Annotated in this window: 14 protein-coding genes; all 14 read left to right on the forward strand. The window is 47.7% G+C overall.

Annotated elements, in window-relative coordinates:
- Window positions 1–270: 270 nt before the first annotated feature.
- The 14 genes from yabP (at window position 271) to ACWA2B_RS25125 (ending at window position 14705) form a co-directional block, all read left to right on the forward strand.
- On the forward strand, window positions 271–555 hold the full coding sequence (yabP, locus tag ACWA2B_RS25060; RefSeq protein WP_025721693.1) for a sporulation protein YabP: 285 nt from the start codon (window positions 271–273) through the stop codon (window positions 553–555).
- Window positions 552–1130 carry a spore cortex biosynthesis protein YabQ gene (gene yabQ, locus ACWA2B_RS25065; RefSeq protein WP_449292759.1) on the forward strand — a complete coding sequence of 193 codons (579 nt, stop codon included), beginning with the start codon at window positions 552–554 and terminating at the stop codon, window positions 1128–1130. The genes yabP and yabQ overlap by 4 nt, the downstream gene beginning before the upstream one ends.
- 4 nt (window positions 1131–1134) lie before the next feature.
- The gene (locus ACWA2B_RS25070) at window positions 1135–1464 is read left to right on the forward strand and encodes an FtsB family cell division protein (protein WP_029514621.1); all 330 of its coding nucleotides are present in this window, start codon (window positions 1135–1137) and stop codon (window positions 1462–1464) included.
- A gap of 123 nt (window positions 1465–1587) precedes the next feature.
- Window positions 1588–2109 (forward strand): S1 domain-containing RNA-binding protein, encoded by a 522-nt coding sequence (locus ACWA2B_RS25075; protein WP_053324323.1) that lies wholly within the window; start codon window positions 1588–1590, stop codon window positions 2107–2109.
- A 6-nt stretch (window positions 2110–2115) separates the two neighbouring features.
- The gene (locus ACWA2B_RS25080; RefSeq protein WP_318628341.1) at window positions 2116–2541 is read left to right on the forward strand and encodes a hypothetical protein; all 426 of its coding nucleotides are present in this window, start codon (window positions 2116–2118) and stop codon (window positions 2539–2541) included.
- Window positions 2542–2614: 73 nt separating this feature from the next.
- Complete coding sequence (spoIIE, locus tag ACWA2B_RS25085; RefSeq protein ID WP_318628340.1) at window positions 2615–5122, forward strand: stage II sporulation protein E; 2508 nt, start codon at window positions 2615–2617, stop codon at window positions 5120–5122.
- Between the two features lie 127 nt (window positions 5123–5249).
- Window positions 5250–5999: a vWA domain-containing protein gene (locus ACWA2B_RS25090; RefSeq protein ID WP_023986444.1), complete on the forward strand. Its 750-nt coding sequence runs from the start codon at window positions 5250–5252 to the stop codon at window positions 5997–5999.
- Window positions 5983–6921, forward strand: a complete 939-nt coding sequence (locus ACWA2B_RS25095) for a protein kinase domain-containing protein (protein WP_449292766.1) — start codon at window positions 5983–5985, stop codon at window positions 6919–6921. The genes ACWA2B_RS25090 and ACWA2B_RS25095 overlap by 17 nt, the downstream gene beginning before the upstream one ends.
- Before the next feature lie 66 nt (window positions 6922–6987).
- The gene (tilS, locus tag ACWA2B_RS25100) at window positions 6988–8436 is read left to right on the forward strand and encodes a tRNA lysidine(34) synthetase TilS (RefSeq protein WP_069011235.1); all 1449 of its coding nucleotides are present in this window, start codon (window positions 6988–6990) and stop codon (window positions 8434–8436) included.
- A gap of 47 nt (window positions 8437–8483) precedes the next feature.
- Window positions 8484–9023, forward strand: coding sequence for a hypoxanthine phosphoribosyltransferase (hpt, locus tag ACWA2B_RS25105; RefSeq protein WP_023986447.1), 540 nt, complete (start codon window positions 8484–8486; stop codon window positions 9021–9023).
- Window positions 9024–9120: 97 nt separating this feature from the next.
- Window positions 9121–11160 carry an ATP-dependent zinc metalloprotease FtsH gene (ftsH, locus tag ACWA2B_RS25110; protein WP_029514626.1) on the forward strand — a complete coding sequence of 680 codons (2040 nt, stop codon included), beginning with the start codon at window positions 9121–9123 and terminating at the stop codon, window positions 11158–11160.
- Between the two features lie 277 nt (window positions 11161–11437).
- Window positions 11438–13051, forward strand: coding sequence for an L-aspartate oxidase (gene nadB / locus ACWA2B_RS25115; protein WP_069011236.1), 1614 nt, complete (start codon window positions 11438–11440; stop codon window positions 13049–13051).
- Window positions 13041–13931: a carboxylating nicotinate-nucleotide diphosphorylase gene (gene nadC, locus ACWA2B_RS25120; protein WP_039274023.1), complete on the forward strand. Its 891-nt coding sequence runs from the start codon at window positions 13041–13043 to the stop codon at window positions 13929–13931. Before nadB ends, nadC begins: the two co-directional genes overlap by 11 nt.
- A gap of 6 nt (window positions 13932–13937) precedes the next feature.
- Window positions 13938–14705 carry a type III pantothenate kinase gene (locus tag ACWA2B_RS25125; RefSeq protein WP_039274025.1) on the forward strand — a complete coding sequence of 256 codons (768 nt, stop codon included), beginning with the start codon at window positions 13938–13940 and terminating at the stop codon, window positions 14703–14705.
- Window positions 14706–14856: the final 151 nt, after the last annotated feature.

Genomic DNA, 14856 nt, shown 5'->3' on the forward strand with positions numbered 1-14856 from the left:
TTGGAGCGTAGCATATCAACACCATCCGTTCTACAATAGTTACCTATATTATACAACATTAACGCGGTGTCGTCTTAAACAAAATTAACATAAAATAGGCTGTCGAGACTTTCTCGACAGCCTGAAAGCATTCCTTCATTATTTTATGAAGGAATGCTTTTTTTCTTTAGATGACGAGTTTTCGTCCATCATATGCTGATTAACAGCAAAAGCGGTTCTAAATCATACGGCCCCCTTCATAAGCTAAGAACAGAAGGAGGGGTACATGCCATGATTGAACAAGGGAAGTCGAAGCACCATGATCTGCGCATGCAAAGCCGCAAGCAACTCGATATTTCAGGCGTCAGCAATGTGGAGAGCTTTGACAGTGAAGAATTTTTGCTTCAGACCGAGCTGGGCCATCTCACCATTCGCGGACAACATTTACATATCAAAAACCTCAGCCTAGAAGAGGGACTGTTGTCCATTGAAGGTCTGATTACTTCCCTCGTCTACCTGGAGCCCGGGGCCCCGGCTAAAAACGGAAAAAGCCTATTCGGCAAGATCTTCAAATGAACCCTTACACGCAATGGCTGACGTTAACGTGGATGCTGGTGTCGGGCATAGCCATGGGAGTGGTGTTTGACAGCTACCGGGTGCTGTCCATCCGCTTTCATTTTGCCCGCTGGAGCGTTCATATATTGGACGTGCTGTACTGGGTGGCCTCGGCTTTGTTTATTTTCCGTGTGCTATACGCGAGTAATCGCGGTGAGCTGCGGTTTTATGTCTTTTTAGGACTACTTTTGGGGGTTTGGCTCTATTTTTGGGCCTTTAGTGTTACAACCCAACGTTTTGTGGTAATGTTATTAGAGTTAGTTCGCAGACTGACGTTGATCGTGAACAGCATACTGCGCATCCTGATTGTTCTTCCGGTGTTAGCGCTGTATCGGCTGTTACGCAAGCTAGTCGGATGGACATGGGCACTTATTGTGTTCCTGGGAAGGATGCTGATATACATCCTGATGCCGGTTTGGAAGCCGATCCTATGGCTGATCGGTCCACTTAAGGCGCGCTGGAGGACTCCAGAGTCGCTCGTAAAGCTGGGTATCAGACTGAAAAACACAGCGAAAAGATGGTTTGGAAGGAGGTAGTATCATGCGTAATTCGTCTGTAGATCGCCATTCATCTTCTACGTCCAAGTCCAACGCGGGCGGGCGCAGGCGAATCATGATTTGGTTGCTATCGCTTGCCGCCTTTGGTAGTTGGGCAATTTTTACCTTTTTTTCTCAAGGCATGATTATGGCCGATCGAAATGAACAGCTCATCCAGAAGGAAAAGCAGAAGCAAGCTGCTACACAAACGGAACAACAGCTTCAAACCGAAGTGAATCGTCTCAAGGACCCTGAGTACATTGGCGAGATTGCCAGAAGCAAGTACGGTCTTTACAAACCGGAAGAGACGCCAATCATCGGAGATCAGAAATAGGAACATTATCGGGCCAATGCTTAGTTGACCTTGGTTCCGCCATTTTGTATAATCAAATCACCACAGCGGGATTTTTTTGCAAAAAAATCGGTTGTATATTTTAAGGGAGGATCATTTTATTCTATGGCAATTGAAGTGGGCACCAAGTTAGAGGGCAAAGTGACAGGCATCACGCATTTTGGAGCATTTGTGGATTTGTCTGGAGGTGTCACGGGTCTCGTTCACATCTCGGAAATCGCCGATAACTATGTTAAGGATGTTAACGACCACCTGAAGATTAATGATGTCGTGACGGTGAAAGTCATTAATGTTGACAAAGATGGCAAAATCGGACTTTCCATTAAGCAAACGATTGACAAGCCGGCAAGTGAAGCCCGTCCCCCAAGAGCTCCAAGACCGGAGCGTACAGGAGGACCAGGCGGAGGCGACCGTTTCGGCGGTGGAGGTTCAGGTCCAAGTCAAGGACGCGGTGGTGGCGGTGGTTTCAACCGCGATCGTGGAGGCCGTTCTTTCAAGCCTGCACCGGGTAAACCTTCATTTGAGGATAAAATGTCACGCTTCCTGAAAGATAGTGAGGAACGCATTTCGTCGCTGAAAAAGAACACCGAAGGTAAACGCGGAGGACGCGGCGCGAAGCGTGTTTAATTCACTTTGACAACCGTATCAACCATACACGGAAAACCGTACAGTCGAAAGACTGCTACGGTTTTTTTGCGTTCTACCGACAATAGATGCGACATGCAATGGGTGTGGGCGATAAATCCGGTTATCGTTATACATGTATTTTATGAGATTCGCAATTTTGATGAAGACGAGGAAGCATTCGTGCTGGAAAGCGAATGTTTTTTTTGTCGTGAGGACATAATCGTCCGACAAACTCCAACGGTTTTCCGTCTATCTTCTGTGCAAATCGCTAGTCTTGGTCATAGTGATGGACGACATAGAGAGGTCAAGCAAGGAGTTAAGAGACGCAACTTCCATCTGCTTCCATACGGGCGTAGCTTGATGTTCAAGGTGATGCTCTGTCCTTTCGCGCAGAACGTTTTTTTGTCGGAAATTTCTTGGAATAAGACGTGAGGTTCTGACAAACTTTCTCAATCATTCCGGTTTAAGATGGGAACATCAAATTGATGAATGGGGTGCCTGACGCATGATGGAGAAATGGAACGTGGTACATTTTCCGGGGTTAAAATCTAGAAAGTCCAAATCCAAAGAGCGTACGGAAGGTTGGTCTTCCAGACTCAGAAAACGGCTGGATTCACATAAAGTGGTGCAATGGGTAACAGCGCAAAGATGGATGCTGCTATTGTCGGCTATGGGAGTTCTACTGGGACGCGCCACTATTTTGGACGAGCTTTCTCCTTTTGCCCTCGCTTATTTTGCGGTCATAACGTTCCTTCGGCGTGACCTGATGCTGCCTGTAGCTGTGTCCGTTGTGTTAGGCAGCCTGTTAGCTCCTTACCCATCGTTATTTATGATTGGTGGTGAGCTACTGGTATTTTATCTCCTGTATCGCGGGTTACGAACCTTCGATCGTCTGGAACTATCCTATGCTCCGCTTATGGTTTTCTTGTCTGTGTTTATGGTCAATTTATTTAACGCCGTGATGGCTCCAACTTTCACATGGTATGAACTTATCATTGTGGGAACGGATGCGGTTCTCAGCTTTATGCTTACGCTGGTATTTACACAGGCCATACCGTTGTTTACGTACCGCAAGAAGACAAGCCAGCTCAAAAATGAGGAAATTTTATGTCTTATTATATTATTAGCCTCTGTGATGACGGGAGCAGTAGGATGGACTGTTCATTCATTGTCTGTCGATCATGTATTGTCGCGATATTTGGTCTTGGTGTTTGCTTTGGTGGGAGGTGCTTCGCTGGGTGCATCGGTCGGTGTAATTACCGGTTTAATTTTAAGCTTGGCCAATATGTCTGCAATTGTGCAGATGAGTTTACTCGCTTTTGCAGGTTTGCTGGCAGGGATGCTGCGTGAAGGGAAAAAAGGTGCTGTTGCGCTTGGGATGCTGCTAGGCTCCTCCATTCTGACGATCTATTTGGATGGGACCGGGGACGTGCTGACGTCAACCTGGGAGAGCTGTGCGGCGATTCTATTATTTTTAATGACCCCAAAAAGTTTCTTTAAAGCGGTTTCTACCTATGTTCCCGGTACGCAGGACCATGCTAAATATCAGCATGAATATGCCAAAAGGGTTCGCGATCTCACCGCAGAGCGGGTAACGAAGTTTTCCCGTGTATTCAGTCAGTTATCCCGCAGCTTTCACCAGATATCTGCGAGTGAGAGTACGAAGTCGGACGGAGAAATCGAACATTTTATGAATGCGGTGGCCGAAGGGACATGTGCCTCCTGCTTCAAGTGTGAGCAGTGCTGGGACGGCAAGTTTATGCAAACCCATCAGTATATGACGGAAATGATGAGCGCCATTGAGGATAACCCGGATTTGGAGCCGGAGCAGATACCCCCGCAATGGAGCAAGGCATGTGCTAAAACGGGCGCTGTCCTGCAAGTGATGAAGCAGCAGTATAGCCTCTACCAACATAATATGCAATGGAAGCGCCAAGTATACGATAGTCGTCAGCTTGTTGCTGACCAGCTATCGGGTGTATCACAAATTATGGAGGATTTAGCGCGAGAAATTCAGCGGGAAGGGCAGACCATGCATCGGCAGGAGGAGCAAATACGAGAGGCTCTTGATAGACTGGGATTGTCCATCCAATCTATTGAGATTATTAACCTGGATGCAGGTCAGGTAGAAATAGAGATTGTCCATGCCTATACAAGGGGATTTGATGAATGTCGGAAAATCATTGCTCCACTGCTGTCGGACATACTGGACGAGCATATAGCTGTGATGCGCGAAACGGAGGCAGATCGCCGCCAAGGCTTAGCTACAGTCATGTTCGGCTCTGCTAAAACGTATGAGATTGCTACAGGGGTAGCTAGCGCCGCCAAAGGAGGCGATTTTTTCTCAGGAGACAGCTACAGCATGATGGAGCTAGGGAACGGGACTTTTGCAGTCTCGTTAAGCGATGGTATGGGGAACGGAGAGCGCGCGCAGCAAGAGAGCAGTGCAGCACTTAACATTTTAGAGGAATTACTGCAATCGGGTATGGACGAAAAATTGGCGATCAAGTCGGTTAACTCTGTCCTGATGCTGCGATCACCTGAGGAAATGTATGCTACGGTCGATATGGCGCTGATTGATCAGTATACGGCCCAGACAACCTTTATGAAAATTGGGTCTACGCCAAGCTTTATTAAAAGAGGAGAGGAGGTCATTCCCGTATCTGCCAGCAATTTGCCGATTGGCATTATACAGGATATTGAAATTGATTTGGTATCCCTGCAGCTCCAGCCGGGTGATATTCTCATTATGATTACAGACGGTATATACGACTCACCGGGTTACGCGGTTAATAAGGAAATATGGATGAAACGCATGATTCAGGAGATTGAAAGCGAAGATCCTCAGCAGTTGGCCGACTGTTTGCTAGAACGGGTTATTCGATACCAACAAAATCAAATCTATGACGATATGACAGTAGTCGTTAGTAAAATAGATCACTTCCGCCCAGAATGGGCAACTCTCCATGTACCTGGCATGAGGTGGTTGGAACGTCCACGGACGGTGAGCTAATCCGACATTGCCCGGGAAATTCCTTATTCGCTTTTTAAAAATCCGCATCCTTCGTTTGAATCGTTCCGGATTAGGCAAAGATAGAATCTATCGGAATAGATTAAGAGGAAGCGGAGGTCAAAAAACGATGAAGCAAATTTTGATCATAACAGACGGGTGCTCAAATGTAGGTGTTAGTCCAGTCATGGCGGCTGCCCAAGCTCTACGGGAAGGTATTACAGTGAATGTCGCCGGAGTCATAGATTATGGAACTATTGGCGAGCTTGGCAGCGCGGAGATTCAAGAAATTGCTAAAGCAGGGGGAGGGTTTAGCCAAATCGTTGGGACGAAGCAGTTGGCACAGACCATGCAGATGATGACGCGCAAAACGGTGGTTCAAACCATTCAGCAGGCGGTTAATAGAGAGTTAACGCACATTTTGGGCGAGGGTGGCGCCAAACATATCGGTGAACTTCCTCCGGCAAAACGAGCCCAAGTGGTTGAGGTGATGGATGAGCTGACAGAAACAAGCACCCTGGAGATTGCTTTACTCATTGATGCAAGTGCGAGCATGAAGCCCAAGCTGCCTGCTGTAGAGGACAGCATTCGTGATTTGCTGCTCAGTTTACAGTCCAGAAGCGGACACAGCCGTATATCTGTATTTCATTTTCCGGGCGGCAAAATGGGAGAAGACGCAGTCATGGATATCGGTTGGACCTCTGAGCTTAATCAGATCAAATCGATATTTGGACGCTTGCGGATGAAAGGGGCAACACCGACAGGTCCTGCCATTTTACAAGTGATTGATTATTACCGATATGTTACACTAGGAGAACAGAAAGATCTGGAAGAATCCTATGGCAAAGGAGAAGGGATGCTCGGTGACTACGTCGTCTGATCCCGTTCTTGCACCCGGAACGGTCATCAAGGGCAAGTGGAAGCGGAGCAGCTATGTCATCCAGCGCTTGCTGGGCCGGGGAGCGAACGGAACTGTATATTTGGTAAAAGAAGCACAGGCCGATCGGCAATTTGCTCTGAAAATGGGGAAGAACACGCTTGATCTGCAATCGGAGATTAATGTGCTAACCACATTGCAGTCTCAGGGCACTCAGACCGCCCTCCAGCGAAATGGGAATCCTTCCTTTTTGTTTGAGGTGGATGATGTAGTGTTACGCAGCGGAGAGATACCCTTTTATGTTATGCGGTACGTTAAGGGTGATCCACTTCATCGCTTTGTGGCAGCCAAAGGGCCGGAATGGTATGGCGTGGCTGGAACCGGTATACTGAATCGTCTGGCGGATCTCCATCAGGCAGGGTGGGTGTTTGGCGACCTGAAGCCGCAGAATATTTTGGTCAATGCCTATGGAGAGGCTGAATTAATTGATTACGGTGGGGTGTCTCTTGCTGGCCGGAGTGTTAAACAATTTACAGAGTGGTATGACAGGGGATTCTGGAATGCTGGCAGCCGAAATGCCGATTCCCAGTATGACCTGTTTGCCTTCGCTCTTCTAACGATTCATATATTGGAGAGCGAATCTTTAAAGGCGGCTGCAAGTAGGCTGCCACAGTTGCGTAATACGGCAGAATTGACGGTCATCATTCGCCGCAGCCGTGTATTACGCCCCTATGCCGAATGGCTGCTGGGTGCAGTGCGTGGAGAATATTCCGATACTCGTGCAGCGGCCCGATCTTGGTCACGTTTGGCTTCCGCACATGTCAGGCAATCGTCGGTCAAAAAAGGGAACCCACGCTGGCTGGGATATGCTTTCACGGTATCGCTTTTGCTGCTTGCCGGAGCGCTCTGGATTGCGTTAAGGTAGCAGCATGACTTACATAAGATAACAGATGATCATCATTTTTACGGTCGGAAGAAAAGAGGGTCGGGAATGGGAACAACAAAACCGACCGGTGTTGTACAGGAAGTGCTCGCCTTGGCGCGAGATCATTCACTGTGGAGCCCCGGAGACCGCATTGTGGTTGCTGTATCCGGTGGGCCGGATTCGGTGGCCCTTTTGCACATTTTACATGAAATATCCGTTATACATATGCCTTTACAACTCGTCTGCGCTCACGTTCATCATGGATTCAGACCAGAGGAATCGGATGCGGAGGCTGAAGTGGTACGCAATATTGCCCGAAAGCTTGAACTTCCATTTGAAATGACTCGGGTCGATGTACCCGCTTATATGAAGGAGAGTGGTAAGGGACCACAGGAAGCAGCACGCGAGCTGCGCTACAGCTTTTTACATGATATGGCTACAAAGTGGGAAGCACAGCATATTGCAATGGCTCACCATGGCGACGATCAAGCCGAAACGGTTCTCTTGCACTTGCTGCGTGGTAGCGGCCCAGCAGGTTTGGCGGGTATGCGTTTGGCACGCAATGAAAAAAATGTGCAACTCATTCGCCCGCTGCTACGTATGTACAAGGCTGACCTGATTGAGTTTTGTAACTTGTATGGTCTTTCCTACGTGATAGACAGCACTAATTTATCGTCCAAATACCGCCGTAACGCCATCCGCATGGATGTGCTTCCTTTTTTGGGGCAATATAATGAGCGACTGACACCATCTCTGAACCGGCTGGCCGAAACGATGGCTGACGAAAATGACTTTATGGAGGCATCTACGCTGTCAGTATACGAGAAAATGGTGAGCTTGGATAATGGCAGGTACATGTTTCCCATCGCTTCATACCGTAAGCTACCCGTTGCTTTACAACGGAGGTTGATTAAACTAATATTAAATTATCTGCCTTCGGACAGTGAAAATTTTGATTTTCGTAAAATTGAGACCGTTCGACTAAGACTTCTCCAAGAGGCATCGTCTACATGGAGTTTGGATTTGGGAGGCGGTGCGGTTGGAGTCCGCGAATATGACCAAGCGGTTTTGTTTGACCGTACGCAAGTCGTTATGGGCGAATGGTGCTATGGACTAAGTGTATTGCCTATTTCCGGTGAGCTAGAGTTGCCTGAGGCAGGTGGTATACTTCGGTGGCGAAGGGCTTCCTATTTGGATGGGGATCATCCGGCCAATAAGGAGGAAGCGTGGTTCGACGCAGATCAATTGAGTCTGCCTTTGACTGTACGCTCGCGATTACCTGGAGATACCATGTATGTAATGGGATTAAACGGAAGAAAAAAGGTTAAAGATATTTTTATTAATGAAAAAATACCTCCTTCAATGCGTTCCGTTATTCCCATCGTCTGCGACCACTCTGGAGCTATTCTCTGGATTCCGGGCGTACGACGTTCTGTACATGCCGCGGTGCAAGAGCACACGTCTTCGGTTATATATATGTCATGGCAAAGACGAGAGAGTCCGGGGCACCGGTAATTGCACAGGAACGGCTTTCATAGTATAAACTTAGGAGGTTTACACCGTTGCAAAATGATATTCAGGAAATATTGATCAGCGAAGAAGAAATTCAGAGTAAAATTAAGGAATTGGGTGCACAGCTCAGCGTAAAATATGAAGGGAAAAATCCATTGGTGATTTGCGTACTGAAAGGTGCGTTTATCTTTATGGCTGATTTGGTTAAATCCATTACAGTGCCATTGGAGCTTGATTTCATGGCTGTATCAAGTTATGGAGCGTCCACAAAATCCTCAGGTATCATCAAAATCATTAAGGATTTGGACGCATCTGTGGAAGGACGCGACGTTCTGATTGTCGAAGATATTATCGACAGCGGCCTGACGCTGACACATTTGATTGAACTGCTCAAGAATCGTAATGCCAATTCGGTATGTGTCGTAACCTTGTTCGACAAGCCTGCACGCCGGACGGTTAATCTTGAAGCAGATTATACTGGATTTACGCTTCCAGATGCGTTTGTTGTCGGCTATGGTCTGGACTATGCCGAGCACTACCGGAACCTCCCATACATAGGGATTTTGAAGCCGGAAATCTATACCAGCTAATCTCAGCCTCCAGTCCTAGGACTAAATAAGGCCCTTTGTTGAGAAGGACTTACAGGCTATGGTAAAATAACTTAAGTGTCTCGAGAGGAGGTAGGGGATGAATCGGTTCATCCGGAATTCTGGTTTTTATTTGATTCTTTTTTTAGTTGTGGTGGGTATCGTTCAGTTTGTTAGTAACAGTAACGAAGCCTCCGATCTCCCTAGATATGACCAATTACGGCAAGAGGTTAAAGCTAATAACATCTCTAAAGTAACGGTCCAATTTGACGGTTACGCCTATCTTGTAACCGGTGCATATAAGAAGCAGCCGGCTAATGCTAAATCGACCAATTTTTCCGTATATGTTCCACCAACGGATCAAGCACTAAGTGAACTGGTAAATGCCAGCGAAACGAACGGGTTTGAATATGTACAGAAGAAAATGGAAGGCGAAAGCATCTGGCTGACGTTTTTGACTTCTATCATTCCTTTGGTGATCATGTTCCTGTTGTTCTTCTTCCTGTTTAATCAGGCACAGGGCGGTGGCGGCAAAGTTATGAACTTCGGCAAGAGCAAAGCCCGTCTGTATAACGAAGAGAAGAAGAAGGTTACGTTCGAGGACGTGGCAGGGGCTGACGAAGAGAAGCAGGAGCTTGTCGAAGTCGTAGAATTCTTGAAGGACCCACGCAAGTTTGCAGCTGTGGGCGCTCGTATTCCGAAAGGTGTCCTGTTAGTGGGCCCTCCAGGTACGGGTAAAACACTCTTGGCAAGAGCTGTTGCAGGCGAGGCTGGAGTACCGTTTTTCAGTATCTCAGGTTCTGATTTTGTAGAAATGTTCGTCGGGGTCGGTGCTTCCCGTGTTCGTGATTTGTTCGAGAACGCTAAGAAGAACGCACCTTGTATCATTTTCATTGATGAGATTGATGCCGTTGGACGTCAACGTGGCGCTGGATTGGGTGGCGGACATGATGAACGTGAGCAGACGCTCAACCAATTGCTCGTAGAGATGGATGGATTCGGCGCAAACGAAGGTATTATCATCGTAGCTGCTACAAACCGTCCGGATATTCTCGACCCGGCGTTGCTTCGTCCAGGACGTTTTGACCGTCAAATTACGGTTGACCGTCCAGATGTTAAAGGCCGTGAAGCAGTATTGTATGTACATGCTCGCAACAAGCCGTTAACGAAGGATGTTAAATTGGACGTAATTGCGAAACGTACAACAGGCTTTACAGGCGCTGATCTCGAAAATCTGTTGAACGAAGCTGCCTTGTTGGCGGCTCGTCGTAACCGCAGGGATATTTCGATGCGAGAAGTAGATGAAGCAATCGACCGTGTTATCGTAGGTACAGAAAAACGCAGCCGCGTAATCAGTGACCGCGAGAAACGAATTGTTGCTTATCATGAAGCAGGCCATACGATTATTGGTTTCTTCTTGGAAAATGCCGACATGGTTCACAAGGTAACGATTATTCCACGTGGACGTGCAGGCGGATATGTCATCATGCTTCCGAAGGAAGACCGCATGCTGACAACTAAGCAGGAATTGCTGGACAAAATCACTGGATTGTTGGGTGGACGCGTATCCGAGGAACTGTTCATTGGTGAGATCGGAACAGGAGCCTATAGCGACTTCCAACAAGCAACAAGCATCGCACGTAGCATGATCGTAGAATATGGTATGAGTGAGAAACTTGGTCCGATGCAGTTCGGTACTTCACAAGGCCAAGTATTCCTTGGACGCGATATCGGTCATGAGCAGAACTACAGTGATCAGATCGCTTATCAGATTGACCAGGAGATGAATCGTTTCATCACTGAATCTTATGAGCGTGCTAGAGAACTCCTGACCAAGTATTCCAAAGAGGTTCATTTGATTGCTCAAACCTTGCTGGTAGAAGAAACCTTGGAACTTGAACAAATCAAACGTTTGATTGAGACAGGTTCTTTGGATGGTGGCACGACTGAGGGAGAAGGAACACCGGAAAACGGTGAGCCTGTGATCGACAACATTGGAGACGTCCGTGTACGTATTCAAGGTAAGGATGAAGAGCCTAAGAATACAACAGATCAACCGAATGATATCCCTAATCTGCAAAAGCCAGAGGATGATAACAATTCGGGCAACTCCGGTGGTACTCCACCGACAACAACCTAATCATTCAATGGATAGTTGAATAAGCTTATATGCAAGCTCCGGGGAACCAGGTATTATTGGTTTTCCGGAGCTTTTTAAATGGAAGATTATTGCTAACGTGATTTGACAGACACCGGAACGTTGTGTACATTTATTGTTAAATAAACGGCTGTCGTCTTCTTAGCTTATAAAAGCCAACAGCTGCTGCAATCGACTTTCTATTATTTTGAACATATACGTGAGCGCATACTGTAGAACCTATGGTGTGCGCTATTCTTCTGTGAAATCAGGTGAAGGCATGATTCCAAGATATCTAGTTGATTTTGATGTAGCGGAATTGACCCGATTGGAAGCCGACGTGTTAATTATCGGCTCGGGCATTGCGGGCTTATATACAGCCATTAAGGCTGCAGAGAATCGGAAAGTGTTGCTGATCACCAAGAAGACTTTGATGGAAAGCAACACACGTTATGCTCAAGGCGGCATTGCTGCTGTCACATCGGATGAGGATACACCTGCTTATCATATGCAGGACACCCTGATTGCTGGTGCAGGTTTGTGCGAACCAGAGGCGGTCAGAACGCTTGTCCATGAAGGTCCAGTTGGTATTCAAGAGTTAATACGTATGGGAACGGCTTTTGATCGTGTGGATGGTGAACTAGCATTGACACGGGAAGGAGCGCATAGCCATCGGCGTATTTTGCATGCGAATGGAGACGCTACGGGTTATGAAATTGTTCGTGCGTTGTCAAAGCAGGTTGCTGCTCATCCCGGTATCGAAGTGTGGGAAGAGTGCATGGTCATCGACCTGCTGACTGAGCATGGTGAGTGTATTGGGGCCCTCGTCCAAAAGCCAGGTGGGGAAAGGTCGTATATCACTGCTAATGCAACGATTTTGTGCTCAGGAGGTAGCGGGCAATTATACCGTTATACGACTAACCCGGATATTGCAACCGGGGATGGTATTGCTATGGCGTATCGTGCTGGGGCGATTGTCCGGGATATGGAATTCATACAGTTTCATCCTACGGCGTTGTGCCATCCGGGCGCTCCAAGGTTTCTAATTTCCGAAGCTGTACGGGGAGAAGGAGCCGTGTTACGCAATATTCACGGAGAACACTTCATGGACAAGTATGATTCACGGCAGGAGCTTGCACCCAGAGATATCGTAGCTCGTGCTATCATTCATGAGATGGAACGCACCCAAGCTGCGTTTGTATACTTGGATATTACGCATGAGCCGCCTGAGCGGGTGAAGCGACGTTTTCCAACCATTTATCGGACATGTCTGTCATTTGGTTTGGATATGACGACAGACTGGATTCCCATTGCGCCTGCTGCCCATTATATGATGGGTGGTGTTCAGACCAATTTACACGGGGAAAGCTCCATTGCGCGTTTATTCGCCTGCGGGGAGACCTCTTCTACAGGTGTTCACGGAGCTAATCGTCTTGCGAGCAATTCATTATCTGAAGCTATTGTATTCGCCAGCAGGATTATTGAGCGACTGCATTCATTGCCACCGCTGGTCGGCCATACGTTGATATCTTATAGCGATAACCGCACAGAGTTCCCGGCTTCATCCGTCACGGAGCAACGGCATAAGATGCAAGAAGCAATGGTTCGTTATGCTGGAGTTCGTCGGCACGGCGAGGGGCTGCAAGCAGCATTAGATGAGCTGCAAGGGCAATTGCCTATTTTCGAGGCTGTGATCGCTAGCCGGGAAGAGATCGAATTTGCCAATTTGCTCACATGTGCTTTATTAGTAACAGATGGTGCGTTACTGCGTGAGGAGAGCCGGGGAGCGCATTATCGCGAGGATTTTCCTGAGACAGATGATAGCGCCTGGCGAAAGCATGTTCAGCAGCGACGTGATCAAGGGATAACGGAGGAGTACGTTCATGACATCTAACAGCGAGCTTTATGGAGAGTTTAGTGGATATCAGGAGGAACTGACGGCACAAATTCGCAGCTGGCTGCGAGAAGATACAGGCTCTGGCGATGTGACCACGCGCTGGACGATTGAGCAGGGCCACCAATCCAAGGCTGTCATTCATGCCAAGGAGAGCGGCGTAGTTGCGGGTTTACCCGTGGCTGCCCTTGTATTTCAGGTAGTGGACCCTTCCTTGTCGTTTACTCCGCTGGTGACCGATGGACAGTGGATTGAAAAGGGAAGCGTTTTGGCTGAAGTAAATGGAAGTACCCATGCGATTTTGACTGGAGAGCGACTGGCGTTAAATTTGCTCCAACGAATGTCTGGCATTGCCACGCGGACTCGAGCTTTTATAGATCAATTGCATGGCTTGTCCACCCGCTTGGTGGATACACGCAAAACAACACCGGGACATCGGCTGCTGGAGAAGTATGCTGTTCGTGTAGGCGGTGGCTCGAATCATCGCTTTGGCCTGTACGATGCTGTTATGATTAAGGATAATCATATTAAGGGCGCAGGTGGGATTGAACAAGCTGTGAGTCGAGCGCGCGCTAATATACCGCATACGATGACGATTGAAGTAGAGACGGAAAACATGAAACAAGTGCAGGAAGCCCTGGAAGCTGGGGCGGATATCATTATGCTGGATAACATGTCTGCCCCAGATATGAAGGAAGCCGTTCGGTTCATTCGGGAACGGGCACCACATGTCAAAACAGAAGCCTCGGGCAATGTATCGCTGGATACAGTGCGTGAGATGGCTGAGAGTGGCGTAGATGTGATTTCTGTAGGCAGGCTGACATACTCTTTTCATAGTCTGGATATCAGCCTTGACCTTAACGCAAAGAAAGATAGGTGACACCCATTGATTCTTGTAGTGGATGTAGGTAATACCAATATTGTTCTGGGGATGTACGAAGGGCGGGAGCTGTTGCACCATTACCGGATAAGTACCTCCAGACAGGCAACCGCAGATGAATACGGCGTACTCATACATAATCTTTTTAGTATGGGTGGCGTATTAAAGGATGACATCCATGGAGTTATTATTTCCTCTGTCGTTCCGCCATTGGTCCGTGTATTAGAAGAAATGTGCGATAAATACATAGGCAAAACGCCGTTAATCGTCGGACCGGGAATCAAGACCGGTCTTAACCTGCGTTATGAGAATCCGCGTGAAGTAGGTGCGGATCGGATCGTGAACGCTGTTGCGGCTGTCGAACGGTTCGGCGGGCCGCTGGTTGTGGTGGATTTTGGAACCGCGACGACGTTTGATTGTATTGACGATAAGGGAAACTACTTGGGTGGTGTAATAGTGCCGGGTATCGGAATTTCGACAGAGGCACTGTATCAACGGGCTTCCAAGCTGCCCCGTATCGAGTTGGAGAAACCCAAAAAGGTTATTGGTCGTAATACGGTTCATGCCATGCAAGCTGGGATTATCTTCGGTTATGCTGGGCAAGTGGATGGCATTGTGAGGCGCATTAAGGAAGAAATGCAGGCGGAGCCTACGGTTATTGCTACCGGAGGTCTTGCAGAGCTAATCGCATCAGAGACAGAGAGCATTCAGAAAGTGTTGCCGATGTTGACGCTTGAAGGATTACGTATCATTTACCAACGTAACGCTGAATAAAAAAAAGTGGATATAAGCTGCCGCTGCGTCCAACCGATGATCTTATCGGTTTGGATTAGCGGCGTTTTTCGTCTATACTGAAATATGTTACGTTTTTGAACAATTCGCGTGATCTGTCGATGCAGGTTGTTTATATAGTAGGAAATTATGC

It is taken from the genome of Paenibacillus sp. CMM36 (assembly GCF_053570945.1).

Bases quoted from the DNA above. Each gene is read 5' to 3' on its own strand.
- yabP (WP_025721693.1), top strand. From the start codon at position 271: ATGATTGAACAAGGGAAGTCGAAGCACCATGATCTGCGCATGCAAAGC.
- yabQ (WP_449292759.1), top strand. From the start codon at position 552: ATGAACCCTTACACGCAATGGCTGACGTTAACGTGGATGCTGGTGTCG.
- ACWA2B_RS25070 (WP_029514621.1), top strand. From the start codon at position 1,135: ATGCGTAATTCGTCTGTAGATCGCCATTCATCTTCTACGTCCAAGTCC.
- ACWA2B_RS25075 (WP_053324323.1), top strand. From the start codon at position 1,588: ATGGCAATTGAAGTGGGCACCAAGTTAGAGGGCAAAGTGACAGGCATC.
- spoIIE (WP_318628340.1), top strand. From the start codon at position 2,615: ATGATGGAGAAATGGAACGTGGTACATTTTCCGGGGTTAAAATCTAGA.
- ACWA2B_RS25090 (WP_023986444.1), top strand. From the start codon at position 5,250: ATGAAGCAAATTTTGATCATAACAGACGGGTGCTCAAATGTAGGTGTT.
- tilS (WP_069011235.1), top strand. From the start codon at position 6,988: ATGGGAACAACAAAACCGACCGGTGTTGTACAGGAAGTGCTCGCCTTG.
- ftsH (WP_029514626.1), top strand. From the start codon at position 9,121: ATGAATCGGTTCATCCGGAATTCTGGTTTTTATTTGATTCTTTTTTTA.
- nadB (WP_069011236.1), top strand. From the start codon at position 11,438: ATGATTCCAAGATATCTAGTTGATTTTGATGTAGCGGAATTGACCCGA.
- nadC (WP_039274023.1), top strand. From the start codon at position 13,041: ATGACATCTAACAGCGAGCTTTATGGAGAGTTTAGTGGATATCAGGAG.